Below are 20,267 nucleotides of genomic sequence, written 5' to 3' on the forward strand. Positions count from 1 at the left end.
GGTTTTTTATGCTTGAAGCAAAACGCGCGAATTATCTTACAATGCCGCGCTCTGAGCTTTTAACAAAGTCGACCATCAATTTCACAGCAGGGTACTTTGCAGCATCTTCACTAAGCGATTCAATCGCTTCGTCTGCACCTAAGCTTTTACGGTAAAACGCTTTGTATGCTCGGCGTACAGCCATAATTTCATCACTTTCGAAACCACGACGTTTCATGCCTTCTTTATTGATAGCGGCAGGACCTGCTGGCATACCAATAGTAGTAACAAAAGGTGGTACATCTTTGTTAACACCTGAATACATACCAATAAAGGCATGTGCACCAATTTTACAAAACTGATGAACTCCCGAATTACCACCTAAGATAACCCAGTCGCCTACATGTACATGGCCGGCCACACTTGCATTGTTAGCAAAAATTACGTTATCGCCAATTACTGCGTCATGTGCAACGTGTGTATAAGCCATAAATAAGTTATTACTACCAATTTTAGTAACGCCTTGGTCTTGAATTGTACCACGGTGAATAGTGGCACATTCACGGATAACATTGTTATCACCCATGATTAATGTGGTTGGCTCGTTGTTGTATTTTTTGTCTTGGCAGGCTTCGCCCACAGACGCAAACTGAAAAATATGATTGCCAGAGCCAATAGTTGATGGCCCTTTAACAACAACATGAGACTCAATAATACAGTTATCACCGATAACAACATCATTGCCAATATAACTATACGGACCAACTGAGACATTGTTGCCTAGTTTAGCGCCAGGTTCGATTATTGCTGTAGAATGGATCACTATTAAAACTCTCTTCTCGCACACATAATTTCGGCACTACACACTACTTTGCCGTCGACTCTAGCTTCTGCTGCAAACTTCCAAATGTTGCGACGTTCTTTTAAAAACTCAACATGAAGATGCATTGTATCACCTGGGATCACTGGCTGTTTAAAACGTGCGTTATCAACAGCAGCAAATAAATATAATTCGTTTTCACTACGATTTTCTACTGTTTTAAAACCTAATAAACCCGTGGCTTGCGCCATTGATTCTAATATTAGCACACCAGGAAAAATTGGCTGATTTGGGAAATGGCCAGTAAATATAGGTTCGTTTATAGAAACATTTTTAATAGCATGTAAAGATTTGCCAGGTGTAAAATCAATAACACGATCAATTAATAGCATCGGGTAACGGTGCGGTAATAAACTTAAAATTTCTTGAATATCAAGGCTATTTAATTCGTTTGCCAAAATAGCATCCTTATTAGTGTTCAACGTTATGACTTAGCCAATGCTTCCAGCGCTTTAAGACGTGATTTCATGTCTGAAAGGTTACGCAAGTGAGCTATTGATTTACGCCATTCTTTGTTTGTTGTATGGGGCATACCAGATGAGTAAATACCTGGTTCGGTGATTGATTTTGTCACCATACTCATGCCGGTAATTATAACACCATCACATACAGACATGTGACCATTAATTGCAACCATGCCACCAATTTGACAGTTTTTGCCAATGGTAACGCTTCCTGCAAGTACGGTGCAGCCCGCGATTGCGGTGCCTGAATTAACTTCAACGTTGTGCGCTATTTGACACTGATTATCGATAATAACATTGCTATGAATGATGGTATTGTCCAGTGCGCCACGATCAATTGTCGTGCTTGCACCAATTTCAACTTTGTTACCTATGATCACAGAGCCAAGCTGAGGTATTTTTACCCATTGCCCGCGTTCGTTCGCATAGCCAAACCCATCACTACCTACAACACTATTTGCTTGAAACAAACAATCTGAACCAATTTCAACATCGTGATAAATAGTCACACTAGACCAAAGCTTAGTGCCAGAGCCTATTTTAACACGTTCTCCGATAAAACTGTTCGGACCAATTTGCGCATTGTCACCTATCACCGCATCAGCTTCAATGACTGCATTAGCACCTATGGCGGCGCTGTCACTAACAATCGCTGTTGAATGAACAGTGGCACTTGGATGTATACCCGTCGAGGCTGAGCGTGGTGTAGTATCCATAAATTGCGCTAATTTTGCGTAACTTACGTACGGATTCGCAACAATAACCTTGCTACCACTAAAGTACTGAGCATCGGCTTGGCTTACTATTACAGCGCTAGCTTGAGTAGTTTCAAGTTGCGAGCGATATTTTGAGTTCGCTAAAAATGCAATATGCCCAGAATGGGCATTTGCAAGTGTCGCTATTTTTTTTATTTCTAAAGCGCCATCACCCTGAAGTTCGGCGCCTAGAAGTTCCGCAATTTGCGAAAGCGTATAATTTTGCATAGAGTGATTATTTCTTACTAACTGCAGCTACAACTTTAGACGAAAGATCAGTTACTTCTTTAGGATTAAAGTAAATTGTTGTGTCTTTTACTTTAACTTCGTCGAAGTCGCCGTCTTTAGCAATTTCTTCAATTGTTTTGATGATTACACCTTGAACTTTAGCAAGTTCTTGGTTTTGGCGCGCTTTGATTTCTTGCTCTAAAGGACGACCTTGTTCAGCAAGATTTTTTTGCATGCCTTGGATTTTATCACGTAGTGCATCTTTTTGAGCTTGGCTCATAGTTGTACTTTCGCGTTTAAATTTTTCAGCTTCAAAACGGATATCGCCTTGTAACTTTTCAAGCTCTTGACGACGTTCAGCAAACTCAGTTTGTAAAGACTGTTCAATTTTAGCCATTTGAGGAATTTGCTTGTAGATTTCCTGCATATCAACAATACCTACTTTGTGTGCAAATGCATTCACAGAAGTACCCATCATTAAAGTTGCTAAAACTGCTACAGCTGTTGATTTAAATAATTTTTTCACAAAAAACTCCTTTAGAAAGTGTTACTAATGTTAAAGCTGATGGTTTTCGTATCGTCATCTTCTTCTTTTTGCAATGGATACGCAAAACTGATCAGCATTGGACCCATTGGAGAGATCCATTGTAATGAAAGACCGGTTGAAACCCTAAAGCGCATTGGGTCTGAATAGTCATCTAATTTAGCACGTTCATCAACGCCTAAGTTTTGATAGCGGTCTACGTTAAACTCAGTATCCCATACGTTTGCAGCATCAACAAAGAAGCTAGTACGTACAGAGCTGGTATTTTCTTCATCTAAGAATGGCGTAGGAACAATTAGCTCCATACCTGCCACTGCTTTAGCATTACCACCAATACGGCCTTGTGGCACTAGAATATCAAATTCTGATGCGCCACCAATGCTACCGGTTGTAGTACCGTCTGCACCTGGCGTACCTGGAATAGACTGCGGTATACGCGATACAGCACGTGGTAATATTGTATTACGGTCAAAGCCACGAAGTTCCATTTCCGTTATACGGAAGTATTCTTGGAATGGAAGTGTTTGCTCATACCCGTTTGTAGAGCCATAACCATTACCATAACCAAGTGCTGCACGGGTTGAGAATACCCAACGGTGGTCATTTGATATAGGCCAGTAAAAACGCGAATCGTAATTCAGTTTAAAGTACTGAAGATCTGAGTTAGGCGTTGTTGCTGTTAAGTTTAGAGTTTGACGCGAACCCGCTGTTGGGAATAAACCACGGTTAACGGTGATACGCGACCAGCCAACACTCAGCTCATACTTAGTAAAGTCAAAGCCTGCATCTGGGTTATCTGGATCTAAGAATGTTTCACGAAGTACACGCGTTTGCTCGTACTCTGCAATATCCGAAAGCTCTTCTTTAATCCAACGGGCGCCAAAGTTAACACGATTTACAGCATCAATTGGAAAACCAATATTTGTGCCTAAACCATAACTTTTTGATTTGTACTCAACAAGACTGAATTTACTTGCATCGTAGTTTCTGTAAAAGATGCTACTGCCTTGCGATACACCATCTGGCGTAAAGTATGGGTCTGTGTACGATAAGCTTAAGCTTTCAGAACCTGTAGACGTATTAAGGTTTAAACCAATTTGGTTACCTGTGCCTAAAAAGTTAGATTCTGTTACACCAATATTAAACTGCAGACCTAAGTAAGAACCATAAGCAAGACCAGCATTAAAGCTACCCGCTGATTGCTCTTTTACAGTAAAGTCTACATCTACTTGGTCATCCACACCTGGTACAGGCACTACGTTAAAATCAACAGTTTCCATATAAGGCAAACGTTGAATTTGTAGTTTTGAACGCTCAAGGTTTTGATTAGATAACCAGGCGCCTTCAAGTTGTGTCATTTCACGGCGAAGTACTTCATCAGCTGTATTTTGGTTACCACCAACAATAATACGACGAACATATACACGCTTACCTGGATTAACCGATAGTGTTAGTTGTACTTCTTGCTTTTCGTCGTCAATTTCTGTAATTGTACGCACTTCAGCATTAGCGTAACCAAAACGTGCTAAGTAGCTTTTAATAAATTCTTCTGACGAAGTAACTACAGAACCGTTATAAAGCTCACCCGCTCTAAGTGGGATAACACTTTTAATTAAGTCTTCACGGCCAAGCAAGTCACCAATAAAGTCAAAGCCTTTAACGGTATATTTTACGCCTTCAGTTAAGTTAGCTGTAACGTAAACTGATTCACGTTCAGGGCTCACTGATACTTGCGTTGAATCGATATTAAAACGTAGGTAACCACGGTCTAAATAATAACTACGAATTTTTTCTAAATCGCCTTCAATGGTTTGCTTTTGGTAGCGATCGCTACCCATAAACTGCCACCAAGGTAAATCTTGCTGCGATTCAGCAAGTTTAAGAAGCTCTTCATTAGAAAAAAGTTCATTACCCACTAAGTTAATTTGTCGGATAGAAGCTGCATCACCTTCATCAAACTCTAATTTAAGTTTAACGCGGTTACGAGGCAACTTAGTAATACTGATATCTACTTTAGCGTTGTATTTACCAATACTGTGGAAAAACTCAACTAAGCCCTTTTCGATACTATCGATAACGGTTTTATCAAGTGGTTCACCTTGGCGAATATCTTGCTGATCAAGAGACTCATTAAGCTGCTCGTCTTTAATGTCTTTATTGCCTTCAAACTCAATGAAGCTGATGGTAGGACGTTCCGTTACTTTAAAAATAACGTTGTTGCCATCACGAAGGGCTTTTATGTTATCAAAGTGCCCAGAACGATAAAGTGACTTTATTGTTTTTGAAATCGTATAGTCATCAACATTATCGCCTACGTTAATAGGAATATGTGTTAGCGCTGCACCAAGTGCTACACGCTGCAAACCTTCAACTTTCAGGTCTTCAACAATAAAGGAGTTTTGGCCTAGGGCTGCAAAACTTGCACCCAATAAACTTGTTACTGCCAAATGTTTTTTTATAGCCATTTTATTATCTTTATCCTTTACAACTGTATTACCGCATAACACCCTACTAAAGTGGTGCTTTACAATCGTGTTCTAATTAGTAATTTGCCACGCTGTAAAACTACAAACGCGATACATCATTGAACAAAGCGAAACATGTTAGAAAAATGAGCAACAAGGCGCCCACTTTAAAACCAAACTCTTGTGTCTTTTCAGAGACCGGCTTTTTACGAAAAAGTTCAATTATGTAATACATTAAGTGTCCACCATCAAGCACTGGTAAGGGTAATAAATTAAATACACCCAAGTTAACGCTTATTAAGGCTAAAAAGCTTAAAAAGGCCACTAACCCATAGCTTACGCTAGTTCCAGCGCCTACTGCAATGCCCACAGGGCCACTTAAATTCTTAACCGAAACCTGGCCTGTAATTAAATTACCAATCATATCAAAACTGAGTGTAATTAAGCGCCACGTTTCTTTTGTGCCTCGCACGATACTATCGAGCGGGCCGTAATGTCTAGTCTCTACATAACCATCAGGCCATTGCTGTACAACAGGAGCAACGCCTAAAAAGCCTTGCTCAATACCGTTATTATCAATGCGCCCTTTAGGGGTTACTGTAATGGCTTTTATAGTATCTTGTCTTTTTACACTAAATTGTAAAGATTTGTTAGCTGATTGCTTAATAAGATTAACTAATTGCTGCCAATTGCTTATTGTTTCACCGTTTACAGCCAAAATTGTGTCATTAACTTGTAAATTAGCGTGTTCTGCAGCTGAGTCTTTAGTTACGGCGGCAATTGTTAAAGTGGCTTGAGGTCTAAACGGTACAATACCTAACGAGCTTAGTGGTGGCACGTCTTGCTGATCTAGTTTCCACCCCTCTAAATTAAGGGTTTTAACACGTGGTTGAAGGTTTTTATCGCGCACTATCACTTCAACGCTTTCTTCACCTAAATTAGACATAAGTGCAAACGTGGCATCTTGCCATGTCGTTATATCATCATCGCCAATTTTTATAATATGTTGAGAAGGCATAATGCCCGCTTGCTCTGCCCGGCTACCCTCGGTAATGCTACCTACCACAGGCTTTACCGACTGCACACCCACCATATACATTACAGCAAGAGCAAAAATGGCAAACAAAAAGTTGGCCATTGGACCCGCTGCAACTATGGCAATACGTGCTTGTACAGATTTAGCGTTAAACGATAAATGGCGTTGGTTTGCCGGCACGTCATCAACACGCTCATCAAGCATTTTTACATAACCGCCTAATGGAATAGCGGCAATCACGTATTCGGTATTATATTTATCGTGCCATTTTAACAATGGCTTACCAAAGCCAATTGAAAAACGCAGCACTTTAACGCCCATTTTTCGTGCAACCCAAAAATGGCCATATTCATGTATGGCCACTAAAATACCAAGCGCTAAAATAAATGAGCCAAGATTCCAAAAAAAATCAAACATATTAATGCGCCACTTTTGTTATAAATTCTGAAGCGCTAATACGCGCTAATTTATCGCACTCTAAAATTTCATCTAAGCTTTGTACATTGGTATACGTTGCAGCTTCAAGCGTTTGTGCATTTATTTTGTATATATCAGTAAAACCAATTTTACCGTTTAAGAATGCACTTACTGCTATCTCATTTGCAGCATTAACCGTTGTAGTCGCGCCCTGCCCTGCACTACACGCATCAATCGCTAATTGTAAATTTGGATAGCGAGAAAAGTCAGGCTTGGTGAATGAGAAATCACATATATCAGAGAAGTTTAACGGTTTAACGCCTGCATTAATTCGCTCCGGGTATGCAAGTGCATGGGCAATTGGCGTGCGCATATCAGGGTTACCCATTTGCGCTAAAATAGAACCGTCATGATATTGCACCATTGAGTGAATAATACTTTGTGGATGAATCACTACGTCTATATCACTGGTGTCGCAATTGAATAACCACTTAGCTTCAATAAACTCTAAGCCTTTATTCATCATAGTGGCCGAGTCTACTGATATTTTTTGACCCATCGACCAGTTAGGATGCGCCACGGCTTCACTTACAGTTACATCTTTTAGTGTGTTTATATCGCGCGTTAAAAACGGGCCACCAGAACCGGTAAGCAAAATTTTACTTACGCCATGTTGCTGTAAATTTTGATCGCCTTTGGCATTTTGTAACGAAGAAGGTAGGCATTGAAAAATAGCATTATGTTCGCTATCAATTGGCAGCAAGGTCGCTTTATGTTGTTTAACTTTATCAATAAACAACTGACCTGACATAACTAACGATTCTTTATTAGCAAGGAGTACTTTTTTACCTGCTTCTACTGCACTTAATGTTGGCAGTAAACCAGCTGCACCTACAATTGCCGACATCACGACATCAACATCTGGGTGAGCACATAAGTCGCACATTGCTTGCTCGCCGTGCATAACAAGCGTTTGGCATTGTGTATTAGCTAAATAAGCAGATAGCTGCTCAGCGGCTTGCTGGGTAGCCATAATCGCATAAAGTGGTTCGTGTTCAATACACAGCTCAGCCATTTTTTTTGCGTTTTGCCCTGCAGCTAAAACAAAAACATCAAATAACTCTTTATTGCGCGATACAACATCTAGTGTACTTAAACCAATTGAACCTGTTGCGCCTAAAATAACCAGCAATTGCTTTTGGCTCATAAACTAAGAGTCCACGCATAGCACATTACAAACATTGGAGCTGCAGCCGTTAAGCTGTCAATGCGATCTAAAATACCGCCGTGCCCAGGTAAACAACGGCCGCTATCTTTTAAACCGGCTTCACGTTTAAACATGCTTTCCAGTAAATCACCTACCGCAGAGAACAATGCAATAAATGCAGTCATTATCGCGTAGATAGGCCAAACACCTAAATCAACATCGGTAAAGTGACAAAATGCTAAAACAAAAATGATAGAAGCGACTACACCGCCTGCTAACCCTTCAATTGTTTTATTAGGGCTCACTTTTGGCATAAGTTTATGCTTACCAAAGCTCTTACCTGAAAAATAAGCGCCTACGTCTGCACTCCACACAATACCCAATACGACTAAAATAAGTACAGAGCCAAAATGTGTTGATTCAGCATATTGCGCACTGCGCAGCGTATTTAGTGCAAGCCATAACGGCACAAGTGTTAATAAACCTGCAATGCCGCGCATTACTAAACCTTCATTCCACGCTTTAGCCATTTCTGGATAGCGCCAAATTAAATAACTAGCAACAATCCACCAAGCAAACGAAAGCGTAAATACGTAATTTGCATCACCTACTAGCTTGCCATTTTCCCATAGTGATTCAATAGGCCAATGTAAATTAAGCAGGCCAAGTAAGGCTGCAATCAATATAACAAAAGCACCACGTTTGAGCTTATCGCATAAACCCATAAACGCAGACCATTCCCATGCGCCTAATAATACTATTGCACCGGCAAAGTAACTAAATAACGTAAGCGGTGTATAAAAAACCAAAGCTAATGCCGATGGTGCAAGCACAAGTGAGGTTAAAATTCGTTGTTTTAACAAAATGTGACCCTTATTCTATTTAGGTTTGAGCGAGTAATTGTTTTATTTGTTCGCCCGTACAACCAAAACGTCGCTCTCTGGCAACGTAACACGCTATAGCCTCAGCAAATGCTGCTTCATTAAAATCAGGCCAAAGTGTCTCGGTAAAGTAAAGTTCTGCATAAGCAACTTGCCATAGTAAAAAATTACTAATACGAACATCGCCACCAGTGCGAATAAGTAAATCAGGTTCAGCCTGATCTGCCATGCTCATATGCTGTGCTAAGCGCTCTTCTGTAATATCTTCTGCGTTGAGTGTGCCTTGCGCAACTTGCAAAGCAAGTTGTTTAGCCGCGTTAGCCATATCCCAACGACCACCGTAATTAGCTGCAACATTTAAGCGCAATCCGGTATTATTTTCAGTCAGCTTATGCGCAGCGTCTACCTTGCTACGTAATCCTTCAGAAAATCGTGATAAGTCTCCAATAATGGTCAGTTTTACATTGTTTTTATGAAGCTTTTTAACTTCCTTTGTTAAAACAAATAAGAAAAGCTCCATTAAAGTGTTTACTTCGTCTTCAGGGCGGCGCCAGTTTTCACTACTAAAAGCAAATAAGGTTAACGATTGTATCCCTAATTTAGTACAAAACTGAACAGATTGACGAACTGCGTCTACGCCTTTTTTATGCCCATACACACGAGGTCTATTTCTAGCTTGTGCCCAACGTCCGTTCCCATCCATGATGATAGCAACATGTTTGGGTAAACATTGCTGTGAAATTGTGTCAGCATCTAGAACCATAAATATCGAGTATTCCATAAAAAAACGCCGCCTAGTATACCCTAGACGGCGTTTCAAAACTAATAATTTTAATAGGTCCTGTCGACCTTTCAGGATTGTAATTTATTCAATCTAGGCAGAACCCTTTGAGCAGCGCGTTTTTAGATTTTATGCATTGCTATCGCCTAATAATGGGAAATAACCACACTACGTAGGCTCTGCCTTGCCTTAAAACCAAACACACTACTGCAAATTCAACCTCAAAAGATAAACAGGCCCTACTTAGATTTCCATTAACTCTGCTTCTTTAGCAGCTAATAGAGTATCCATTTCTTTGATAAACTTATCTGTAAGTTTTTGAATCGCATCATCTGATTGACGCGCTTCATCTTCAGATATTTCTTTATCTTTTAATAAACCTTTTACATCGCCATTAGCATCACGACGAATGTTACGAATAGCAACACGACCGCCTTCAACTTCGCCACGTACAATTTTGATTAGGTCTTTACGACGCTCTTCTGTAAGTGGAGGAAGTGGTACACGAATAACAGTACCTGCCGACATAGGGTTTAAACCTAAGTCAGACGCCATAATTGCTTTTTCAACAGCTTGCGCTAAAGACTTATCAAATACACCAATAGCAAGTGTACGAGAATCTTCAATTGTTACGTTAGCAACTTGGTTTAAAGGCGTTGGTGCACCGTAGTACGACACCATAATGCCATCTAGGATTGCAGGATGTGCACGGCCAGTACGAATTTTAGATAATTGGCTACCTAGTGCAGTTACACTTTTTTGCATGCGCGCTTGCGCGTCTTTTTGAATATCGTTAATCACGGTTTAATCCTAATTATTTGATTATTTCATCTGAGGCTTGTGAAGAAATAAGTGTTCCTTCTTCTTCACCCATAATTACGCGTTTTAGCGCGCCTGATTTATTCATATTAAATACGCTCAATGGCATATTGTGATCGCGGGCTAGAGTAAATGCCGCTAAATCCATAACTTTTAATTCTTTTTCAATGATTTCATTGTAGCTTAAGTGGCTGTAAAGCGTCGCTTCTGGGTTTTTAACAGGATCATCACTGTACACGCCATCCACTTTAGTCGCTTTAATTACTGTATCCGCTTCAATTTCGATACCGCGTAAACACGCTGCAGAATCGGTAGTAAAAAATGGGTTACCGGTGCCCGCTGCAAAAATAACAACGCGGCCAGTTTTCAATAAACTAATTGCTTCAGCCCAGTTATAAGCGTCACATACACCATTTAGCGGAATAGCCGACATTAAACGACAGTTTACAAATGCACGGTGTAGCGCATCACGCATTGCAAGGCCATTCATAACCGTTGCAAGCATACCCATGTGGTCGCCTACTACGCGGTTCATACCTGCTTCTGCAAGTGAACCACCGCGTAAAAAGTTACCTCCACCAATAACTAAACCCACTTCTACGTCAAGCTCTACTAGCTCTTTAATTTCTTGTGCCATACGGTCTAAAACTTTAGGGTCGATGCCGAAGCCTTCGTCTCCCATTAAAGCTTCACCACTTAATTTGAGAAGAACACGTCTAAAAATAGGTTTGCGATTGATAGTCATAGTATAGGGGCCAACTTTTATTGAATTATGGATAAAAAATAACCGCGCTTATGTTAAACATAAAAGCGCGGTTATTTTAAAGAATTTCTAGCTGTGAAGCAAAACCAAATAGTACTTTAATTGCATCTAATTTCCTTTTGCATCACAAATAGTTAATCTTACTGACCTTTAGCAGCTGCAATTTGAGCAGCAACTTCAGCAGCAAAATCTTCTTCTTTCTTCTCGATACCTTCACCAACTTCTACACGTACAAAGCCAGTAACTGTTGCGTTTTTCTCTTTAAGAATATCGCCAACAGATTTTTTAGGTTCCATGATGAAAGCTTGACCAGTAAGAGAAACCTCACCAGTGAATTTTTTCATGCGACCAACAACCATCTTCTCAGCGATTTCAGCAGGCTTGCCTTCATTCATCGCGATTTCGATTTGTACTTGCTTTTCTTTTTCTACAACGTCAGCTGGTACGTCTGAAGGAGTTAAGTACTCTGGACGTGAAGCAGCAACGTGCATTGCAACGTGCTTAAGTGTTTCTTCATCAGCAACACCTGCAACAACAACACCGATACGGTCGCCATGACGGTACTCAACTAGGTTTTCACCAGCGATGTACTGCAGACGACGTACGTTGATGTTTTCGCCAATTTTAGTTACTAGCTCAACACGGTCTTCTTCAAACTTAGCTTGTAAGTCTTCGATAGTAAGAGTGTCAGCAATTGCAGCTTCAGCAACTTTATCAGCAAATGCTAAAAAGCTTACGTCTTTTGCAACGAAGTCTGTTTGACAGTTAACTTCTACTAGTACTGCAACACCAGCGTTTTGCTTGATGATGATAGTACCTTCAGCAGCAATGTTACCTGCTTTTTTAGCAGCTTTAGCAGCGCCACTTTTACGCATGTTTTCAATCGCTAACTCGATGTCGCCATCAGTCTCAGTTAACGCTTTTTTACAATCCATCATGCCAGCGCCTGTGCGCTCGCGTAATTCTTTAACTAGGGCAGTAGTTACAGCCATTAGTAAATCCTCAAATCTGAAATCTGGTTTAGATAAGCGGGTTACCCGCTCTACAAGAATAACAAGTCTTCACCTTAAAAAGATGAAGACTTGATGATAGCTAATTACTCAGCTTCAACGAAATCGTCTTTCTCAGCTTGAGCAACGATGTTATTCTCGCGACCTTCAGTGATAGCAGCTGCAACAGCACTAGTGTAAAGGCTTACAGCACGGATAGCATCATCGTTACCAGGAACGATGTAATCAACGCCGTCTGGGTTAGAGTTAGTATCAACGATTGCAACAACAGGGATACCTAGGTTGTTTGCTTCACGGATAGCAATGTGCTCGTGGTCAGCATCGATAACGAAAAGCGCGTCTGGAAGACCGCCCATGTTTTTGATACCACCAAGGCTCTTTTCAAGCTTTTCCATTTCGCGGTTAAGCATTAACGTTTCTTTCTTAGTTAATTTCTCGAAAGTACCGTCTTGGCTTTGTGCTTCAAGGTCTTTAAGACGCTTGATTGATTGACGTACAGTTTTCCAGTTAGTCAACATACCACCTAACCAACGGTGATTTACGAAGAACTGATCGCTTTCTAAAGCAGCTGCTTTAACTGCGTCGCTTGCTGCGCGCTTAGTACCAACGAAAAGAACTTTACCTTTGTTTGCTGCAGCACTTGATAAAAACTTAAGTGCGTCGTTGAACATTGGTACAGTTTGCTCAAGGTTGATGATATGTACACGGTTACGTGTGCCGAAGATGAAAGGCTTCATCTTAGGGTTCCAGTAACGTGCTTGGTGACCAAAGTGAACACCAGCTTGAAGCATATCGCGCATTGAAACGTTTGCCATTTTATAGATCCTCTATAGTTGTTTAGGGTTAGGCCTCCACATATCCCATAGCACCAACACCGAAGTAATTAAACTTCAAATGCACCCAAGTGTATGTGACGATACGTGTGTGTGTTAAAATAAAATTGTGTTTGCCTTAAATACAAAAAATCATTTAAGAATTTATTTGTAAAAAGACGGCGCGCTTTATACCATATTAAAATTAAATACTCAACGTCGCGTGCAAAATTTGTTCGGCGATAAATGTTAGAAACTCAACTTTGGAGCCTCAATGAGCGCTATTATCAAGACCCCTGAAGAAATAGAGAAAATGCGCGTAGCTGGGCGCTTAGCGGCCGATGTACTTGAAATGATCGGCCCTCATGTAGTGCCGGGTGTTACCACCGATGAGCTAAATACACTTTGTCATGATTATATTGTTAATGTGCAACAAGCAATCCCTGCTCCGTTAAATTATCATGGCTTTCCAAAATCAGTTTGTACGTCAGTTAATCATGTTATTTGTCACGGAATTCCAAATGACAAAGCATTAAAAGAAGGCGACAGCGTAAATATTGACGTAACTGTCATTAAAGATGGCTACCACGGCGATACTTCTAAAATGTTCCACGTTGGTACACCAAACATCCAAGCTAAGCGTCTTGCAGAAGTAACACAAGAAAGCTTATACCTTGCTATTAAAATGGTAAAACCAGGTGTGCGCTTAGGTGATATTGGCTCTGCTATTCAAAAATATGCCGAAAGTTTTAATTACTCTATTGTTCGTGAATATTGCGGCCACGGTATTGGCGCAGGATTTCATGAAGAACCACAAGTAATGCACTACGGTAAAGCGGGTACTGGCGAAACTTTAAAAGCGGGCATGTGCTTAACAATTGAGCCAATGGTTAATGCGGGTAAACGCCAATGTAAGCTACTTAAAGATGATTGGACTGTAGTAACTCGCGACCGCAGCTTGTCTGCACAGTGGGAACATACTTTATTAGTGACTGAAAATGGTGTTGAAATTTTAACGCTACGATCAGATGATACTATCGACAGGATCATAGAACACTAATAATAAATAAGAAATTAGGAGCCAGCCCACGTGGCATTACCCAACAAAGTAAAAAAGTTGCTCAGCGATGCTGAGCAACTTAGTGATTATCGCGATTGTTCTAGCTATTTTTATAAATGGTTACATAACGAATTTTCTAAACAACCGGTTGGGAATTTAATTAATGCCCGGGCTGAGTTTATTGACCGCCTACTAATTAAGCTTTTTCATGTTTACGACTTAGCGCGCGAACCTGATTTAGCATTAATAGCAGTAGGCGGATACGGACGTGGCGAGCTACATCCCTACTCCGACATCGACTTTTTATTGCTTGTAACTAAACCACCAAGCGAAGAAATATGCGAAAAAATAGGCCAGTTTGTCACCATGCTATGGGATCTCAACTTAGAGATTGGCCACAGCGTGCGCACGATAGAACAAGCCATTGAGCAAAAACGTGAAGACGTTACTTTTGCCACCAGCTTACTTGAAAGCCGCCTTATTTTTGGTAATCATATTGAGTTTGAAAAACTCAAAACGCATATTCTAGAAACACCCGTATGGCGCTCCGGTGAGTTTTTTACTGCCAAAGTTCAAGAACAAAACTTACGCCACAAAAAGTGCCACGGCACCGCGTATAATCTTGAGCCAAACATTAAAGAAAACCCCGGTGGCCTGCGCGACTTGCAAACCATTATTTGGGTTGCAAAAAAGCACTTTAGAACCGAAACCCTGCAAGAGTTAATAAGTCACGGCTACTTAACCCATGAAGAGTTTCAAGAGCTTTCAGAGTGCCTAGAAAACTTATGGAATATTCGCTTTGCACTGCATCTAGCCGCAGGTCGGGCTGAAAACCGCTTATTGTTTGATCATCAACCACAAGCCGCCGAAATTTTAGGTTTTGGTAGCGACGGTAAAGCCTCTGTTGAGCGTATGATGAAGCGCTTATTTAGAATAATGAGCCGCGTTCGCGAACTTAACCAAATGCTACTTTCATACTTTGAGCAAAGTATCATGCCCGAAAGTAGTGAAAAAACGGTGATAGTACTCGACAGAAACTTTGAGCAAGTGGGCCATCAAATACGCGTAAAAGATCCATCCGTATTTTTTAGACGTGACCAACTTTTTGTATTGTTTGAGCACATAGCAGACAACCCTGCAATAACGCATATTTACCCAAGCACTATTCGTACAATCCGCCAAGTACGCCGCCGTTTATTGGGGGATTTACAAGATTATGCAGCCTGTCGTGAAGCCTTTTTACGCTTAGTTAAACACCCTAATGGTATGGGCCGCGCATTTACGCTTATGCACAAGCACGGCATGCTTGCCGCCTACTTACCGCAGTGGCGTAATATATTTGGGCAAATGCAGTTCGATTTATTTCACGCCTACACCGTAGATGAGCATACTCACAAATTAATCAAAAATATTTACGAATACTTTGATAAAACAGGCATTAGCGAGTTTCCTATTTGTAGTGAAATAGTCACTCGAATGGACAAACCAGAGCTACTTTATTTAGCCGGTATATTTCACGACATTGCTAAAGGTCGAGGGGGAGATCACTCAGAACTTGGCGCTGTTGATGCTATAGCCTTTGCTAAATTACATGGTTTTTCATCCTCTGATGCAAAATTAGTAGCATGGCTTGTAAGTAACCATTTACTTATGTCGGTTACCGCGCAGCGTAAAGATATTAACGACCCTGCTGTAATAAAAGACTTTGCAACACGTATTAAAACAGAGCGCCAACTCGACTATTTATATTGTTTAACCGTTGCCGACATACGTGCAACTAATGACAACTTATGGAACGATTGGAAAAACACCCTACTGCGTGAATTGTACTTGCACACGCAGCGCGCATTACGCTTAGGGCTTGAAAACCCAATGGATCAGCGCGACCAAATTCGCGATAAAAAGCACCAAGCTAAACAACGTCTACTCAACTTAGGTTACCCTGAGAATAAAATTGATTTAATTTGGAGTCGCTTTAAAGCCAACTACTTTACCGCCTTTAGCGAACAGCAAATATCGTGGCAAAGTGAGCATTTATTAACTAGCACCGATTTAAGCCAACCCAGTGTAATTGTATCTAACAAAGCAATGCATGGGGGTACACAAGTATTTGTATACAGCCCCTACTCTGGTGCGCTTTTTGCGAGATTAGTGAGTGTAATTGGCTCTAAAAAAGCACAAATACAACACGCGCAAGTACTGACCACAAAAGACGGTTACGTCCTGTTTAGTTTTGTAATACTTGAAGTAAGTGGCGACCCTATAGCGAGCGGTCGAGCGCAATCAATTAAACGTGGGCTTGAGCAAGCTCTGAGCGATCCGCGTAAAAAAATTCGCTTTAAAAAGAGCCGCTCTCAACGCTTTAAAGATTTTAATATTAAACCTAAAATTGTATTGCGCCCACATGCACGCAAAGACCGTAGCTTAATAGAAATTCAAGCCGTCGATATACAAGGTTTACTAACCAAAATAGCCGAAGTTTTCCAAGCGCATTTACTACACATTCACGCTGCCCGTATTACCACGGTGGGTGAACGTGCAGAGGATTTCTTTGTCGTATCTAATAACGAATACCAAGCGCTGACTGATGAAGAGCAAGCAAAAATTCATCAGGCATTACGTAAAAAATTCAACGCCGAAACAGAATAGAGGACACACATGTCAGATTTAAAAACGATGATCGAAAACGCATGGGACAACCGCGATAGCATTAGCCCAAGCACAGTATCAAGCGACGTAAAGCAAGCCATTATTGACGCACTTGATTTACTTGATAGCGGCGCAGCACGCGTTGCTGAAAAAATATCAGGTGAATGGGTTGTACACCAGTGGCTTAAAAAAGCCGTATTACTGTCGTTTCGTATTCGCGACAACCAACCAATGAATGACGGCGTAAACCAGTTTTACGACAAAGTACCACTTAAATTTAGCGACTACACGCCAGAGCAATTTCAACAAGGTGGTATGCGCGTAGTACCAAACGCTGTAGCACGTAAAGGCAGCTTTGTAGGTAAAAACGTCGTGCTTATGCCATCGTACGTAAATATTGGCGCATACGTTGACGACGGCACCATGGTTGATACATGGGCAACTGTAGGCTCGTGTGCACAAATAGGTAAGAACGTACATTTATCAGGTGGCGTAGGCATAGGCGGCGTTTTAGAGCCTCTACAAGCTAATCCAACTATCATCGAAGACAACTGTTTTATTGGCGCACGTTCTGAAATTGTTGAAGGCGTAATTGTTGAAGAAGGCGCAGTAATTTCAATGGGCGTTTACATCAGCCAAAGCACCCGTATTTACGACCGCGAAACCGGCGAAATTCACTACGGCCGCGTACCAGCAGGCGCAGTAGTTGTACCAGGCGCACTACCGTCAAAAGATGGCACCCACAGCCTTTACGCTGCAATTATCGTAAAAAAAGTAGATAAGCAAACACGTGAAAAAGTAGGCATAAACGCCCTACTACGCTCAATTGATGAGTAACAGTCGGTTGGGTTGAGTGAAACGAAACCCAACGATACGTTGAAGTTAAGTGTTTTAGCTAAACTTTAATTGTATATAGAAAAGCTCTAAGCCCTTTGGCTTGGAGCTTTTTTGTTTAATGTTCCTGTTCTCTATATTTACCTTAGTTTACATAAAGATTCAATTTCAAAATATTACTTTTTAACGATTCAATTTCGCTTGTAACATTAAGCTGTGAATCACTTGTAAACTGAGCTTCTAATTTTTTTAGCAATCTAAACATAAAATAAGTCAACGTTTCTAATTCATCTGTTATAAAAGCTATTTTAGGAGTTTTAACTCTATATAATTCACTTAATAGCATATTTATTTTGCAGAGATTCCTTTTAAGCTCACCTAAATTCTTAACTAGCCCTTCTACATATAATACTTGAAAAGATTCTTCCTTATGGCTCAAGCCTTCTAACCCTTTGTGGTGTATATCAAATAGGGTTAAGTGCTGCTCTACAAATCCAATATTATTTTTCGCGATATTGCTACTAATTACAGGTTGACCTTTTAAAGCTTCAATTTCTTCAATAACTTGATCTATTCTCTTTGTGAGTGGAGCAAACATCAGGTTCCTGTCTTGAGCCATAACTGACTCTTGATGAACTTCTTTAGTTTCTCTTAATTCTTGTGTTGTCGCCTTTAATTCCCTCACTTGAATTTTTATAGATAATAAAAGAAGAACAATTGTTACAAAAGACAGTATTGGGTTAATTAAACCACCAAAATAGTCTCCCATAGCGCCCCATTCTCCACGGTTTGGAGCTGGGCTCAACCAGTTGAAAGTACTATTATAAAAATATATCGCAGAAAGAACTGAAATTAGAATAAATATGGATAATCCTAATAGGATAAGTTTTGTGTTTTGTTCTATAAAAATTACTTCTTTATCTTTGGGTGCCATTTAACTTCCTTATTAGACTTAACAACGATGTAGATTTTCATAGTATCTAATTTTTCATCTTGTACCTAAAGAAAGTAGTAGTAAATGTAGCGCTGAAGAGGATGGTCATGTTTTATGTAGTAGGTTTAACATTTGCTTGATTTAATTAATCCCGATCTACTGCTCATTGTTAGCAATAACCCCCTAAACATAAAAACACTTATAAAAAATAGTGCTTTTATGTAGCAACGTAGTACTTATTTTGCCCTGCTTCATCAACAAACAAGATAAACAAACCTTTCTCCCACTAAATCCCATTAAAATAAAATTTACATAGTTAACTTAGTGGTGATATAACTGAATGTGTTTTGGGAACGGAGTTGGTGAAAAATCAAACCATTAGCTGCAAGCTAAAAAATATTACTCAGCTAGCTTACCCTCACACCCTTTACTTAAGGTAAGTGAAAACTCTAACTAAAACAGCGTTTCCCACATTTTAAAATAACGAAAGCACAAGTAGGTTGTACTAATGGAAGAGTATTTAATCGTTAAACAAAAAAGTAGATACCCTATCGCTATTGCGGCTTTATTGTTGTTGGCTTTGGGTTATTTAATTAAGACACTACTTTTCTCAAATGATATTCCTGAACGTTATTTAAAGCCAATATTAGTCTCTCAAGTATCATTACCCAATGTATTAAAAGGGATTGGTACAATAGAGCCTACACAAAGAGAGCTTTTGTCTGCGCCGCTAAAAGGCAATATCAACACACTTACAATTCGTGAAGGGCAAGCTATAAAAAAAGGCCAAGTATTAGCAAAGCTGACTAACTACGAATTGGAGCAAGATATACATAATGCGAGTTACGAGCAGCTTAATTTAGAATCCCAAGTAGCTATTGATAAAAGCAATTTAGCAATTAAGCTCTCGCAAATTAAGGTCGACTTATCAAAAGCTAAAATGGCATTGCAGCAACAAGCACTTGAATTAAATGCTAATAAAGTTTTAATGGAACAAGGTATTATTTCTGCAATTCGCTTTAAACAAAGCGAAATGCTTTACAAGCAAAGTGAACTTGAAGTTAATGCTAAAAATGGTGAACTTAGTCTATTTAAAGAGGCATTTGATCAGCAATTAATTGCGCTTGATAACAAAGTAAACATCGCAAAAAACAAACTTAGCTATTTACAAAGGCGACAAGAGCAACTAACACTCACAGCAAACTTTGACGGTACCGTAAGCCAAAACTTAGCTAAATTAGGTCAAGCGGTTACTCAAGGGCAATCGCTGTTTGAGTTAATAGAGACCGACAACTTACTGGCTAAAATACAAGTCCCTCAGTATTCATCTACTCAGTTAAAAATAGGCCAAAAAGCAGACATAGTTACACCCAGTGGCACAATTGCAGCTAAGGTTGATTATATTGATACGGTAATAAGAAATGGCGCTATTAATGTATTTTTAGTATTAGACGCTTCCCCTCCATCATGGCTTAGAAGCAGCCAAGCAATAGAAGCTCATATTTATTTGGAGCAATCTTTAGTAGCTCAAAACATTAAAAAACCGAATGATTTTGATAACTACAGTCTGTGGAAAATATATGAAATAACGCCCTCCAGCAAAGCTATTCTTACTCATATAAATTACAAAACGACTGAGCAAGACACTTTAAGCTTTGATGAGTCGCTACAAGGTAACTATGTTTTATTACTACCAGCAGCTTATGCCACTCAAAGTTACCTTGATTTGAAAGAAGTATTTTAATGAGG

The 20,267-nt window shown here is 40.0% G+C and carries 18 protein-coding genes; 4 read left to right on the forward strand and 14 right to left on the reverse strand.

What is annotated here, in order from left to right; all coding sequences use genetic code 11:
• Positions 1 to 31: 31 nt before the first annotated feature.
• The 13 genes from lpxA to rpsB all read right to left on the reverse strand — a co-directional run bounded on the left by lpxA (position 32) and on the right by rpsB (position 13,044).
• The gene (gene lpxA, locus I6E69_RS04000; protein WP_039484358.1) at positions 32 to 802 is read right to left on the reverse strand and encodes an acyl-ACP--UDP-N-acetylglucosamine O-acyltransferase; all 771 of its coding nucleotides are present in this window, start codon (positions 800 to 802) and stop codon (positions 32 to 34) included.
• Between the two features lie 2 nt (positions 803 to 804).
• The gene (gene fabZ, locus I6E69_RS04005) at positions 805 to 1,257 is read right to left on the reverse strand and encodes a 3-hydroxyacyl-ACP dehydratase FabZ (RefSeq protein WP_002958310.1); all 453 of its coding nucleotides are present in this window, start codon (positions 1,255 to 1,257) and stop codon (positions 805 to 807) included.
• 26 nt (positions 1,258 to 1,283) lie between these two features.
• Complete coding sequence (gene lpxD, locus I6E69_RS04010; protein WP_024596249.1) at positions 1,284 to 2,306, reverse strand: UDP-3-O-(3-hydroxymyristoyl)glucosamine N-acyltransferase; 1,023 nt, start codon at positions 2,304 to 2,306, stop codon at positions 1,284 to 1,286.
• A gap of 7 nt (positions 2,307 to 2,313) precedes the next feature.
• Positions 2,314 to 2,832 (reverse strand): OmpH family outer membrane protein, encoded by a 519-nt coding sequence (locus I6E69_RS04015; protein ID WP_002958312.1) that lies wholly within the window; start codon positions 2,830 to 2,832, stop codon positions 2,314 to 2,316.
• An 11-nt stretch (positions 2,833 to 2,843) separates the two neighbouring features.
• Positions 2,844 to 5,315 carry an outer membrane protein assembly factor BamA gene (gene bamA / locus I6E69_RS04020; protein WP_197120697.1) on the reverse strand — a complete coding sequence of 824 codons (2,472 nt, stop codon included), beginning with the start codon at positions 5,313 to 5,315 and terminating at the stop codon, positions 2,844 to 2,846.
• A gap of 100 nt (positions 5,316 to 5,415) precedes the next feature.
• Positions 5,416 to 6,768, reverse strand: a complete 1,353-nt coding sequence (rseP, locus tag I6E69_RS04025) for a sigma E protease regulator RseP (protein WP_197120698.1) — start codon at positions 6,766 to 6,768, stop codon at positions 5,416 to 5,418.
• Between the two features lies 1 nt (position 6,769).
• Positions 6,770 to 7,975, reverse strand: coding sequence for a 1-deoxy-D-xylulose-5-phosphate reductoisomerase (gene ispC / locus I6E69_RS04030; RefSeq protein WP_165742985.1), 1,206 nt, complete (start codon positions 7,973 to 7,975; stop codon positions 6,770 to 6,772).
• A complete protein-coding gene (locus I6E69_RS04035) occupies positions 7,972 to 8,838 on the reverse strand; it encodes a phosphatidate cytidylyltransferase (protein ID WP_002958316.1) in 867 nt (288 codons plus the stop codon). The genes ispC and I6E69_RS04035 overlap by 4 nt, the downstream gene beginning before the upstream one ends.
• Before the next feature lie 19 nt (positions 8,839 to 8,857).
• Positions 8,858 to 9,637 carry an isoprenyl transferase gene (locus I6E69_RS04040; RefSeq protein ID WP_024596497.1) on the reverse strand — a complete coding sequence of 260 codons (780 nt, stop codon included), beginning with the start codon at positions 9,635 to 9,637 and terminating at the stop codon, positions 8,858 to 8,860.
• Between the two features lie 243 nt (positions 9,638 to 9,880).
• Entirely contained in the window at positions 9,881 to 10,438 is a 558-nt protein-coding gene (gene frr / locus I6E69_RS04045) for a ribosome recycling factor (RefSeq protein WP_002958318.1), read from the reverse strand.
• A 13-nt stretch (positions 10,439 to 10,451) separates the two neighbouring features.
• Positions 10,452 to 11,201 (reverse strand): UMP kinase, encoded by a 750-nt coding sequence (gene pyrH, locus I6E69_RS04050; RefSeq protein WP_024596498.1) that lies wholly within the window; start codon positions 11,199 to 11,201, stop codon positions 10,452 to 10,454.
• 158 nt (positions 11,202 to 11,359) lie between these two features.
• Entirely contained in the window at positions 11,360 to 12,211 is an 852-nt protein-coding gene (tsf, locus tag I6E69_RS04055) for a translation elongation factor Ts (protein WP_002958320.1), read from the reverse strand.
• Between the two features lie 104 nt (positions 12,212 to 12,315).
• Entirely contained in the window at positions 12,316 to 13,044 is a 729-nt protein-coding gene (gene rpsB, locus I6E69_RS04060; protein ID WP_002958321.1) for a 30S ribosomal protein S2, read from the reverse strand.
• A gap of 271 nt (positions 13,045 to 13,315) precedes the next feature.
• On the opposite strand from rpsB, the gene map reads away from it, so the two are divergent.
• The 3 genes from map to dapD are packed head-to-tail and all read left to right on the forward strand — an operon-like array spanning position 13,316 to position 17,587.
• Positions 13,316 to 14,101, forward strand: coding sequence for a type I methionyl aminopeptidase (gene map, locus I6E69_RS04065; protein ID WP_002958322.1), 786 nt, complete (start codon positions 13,316 to 13,318; stop codon positions 14,099 to 14,101).
• Positions 14,102 to 14,131: 30 nt separating this feature from the next.
• Positions 14,132 to 16,750 (forward strand): [protein-PII] uridylyltransferase, encoded by a 2,619-nt coding sequence (gene glnD, locus I6E69_RS04070; protein ID WP_002958323.1) that lies wholly within the window; start codon positions 14,132 to 14,134, stop codon positions 16,748 to 16,750.
• A 9-nt stretch (positions 16,751 to 16,759) separates the two neighbouring features.
• On the forward strand, positions 16,760 to 17,587 hold the full coding sequence (gene dapD, locus I6E69_RS04075) for a 2,3,4,5-tetrahydropyridine-2,6-dicarboxylate N-succinyltransferase (protein ID WP_002958324.1): 828 nt from the start codon (positions 16,760 to 16,762) through the stop codon (positions 17,585 to 17,587).
• A 142-nt stretch (positions 17,588 to 17,729) separates the two neighbouring features.
• Here dapD and I6E69_RS04080 read toward each other — a convergent pair whose 3' ends face one another.
• A complete protein-coding gene (locus I6E69_RS04080; RefSeq protein WP_197120699.1) occupies positions 17,730 to 18,518 on the reverse strand; it encodes a hypothetical protein in 789 nt (262 codons plus the stop codon).
• Between the two features lie 508 nt (positions 18,519 to 19,026).
• Here I6E69_RS04080 and I6E69_RS04085 point away from each other — a divergent pair.
• Positions 19,027 to 20,262 carry an efflux RND transporter periplasmic adaptor subunit gene (locus I6E69_RS04085; RefSeq protein WP_197120700.1) on the forward strand — a complete coding sequence of 412 codons (1,236 nt, stop codon included), beginning with the start codon at positions 19,027 to 19,029 and terminating at the stop codon, positions 20,260 to 20,262.
• Positions 20,263 to 20,267 lie beyond the last annotated feature (5 nt).

Origin of the sequence: Pseudoalteromonas sp. NZS100 (genome assembly GCF_015864815.1) — a bacterium.
Classification (GTDB): Bacteria; Pseudomonadota; Gammaproteobacteria; order Enterobacterales; family Alteromonadaceae; genus Pseudoalteromonas; species Pseudoalteromonas distincta.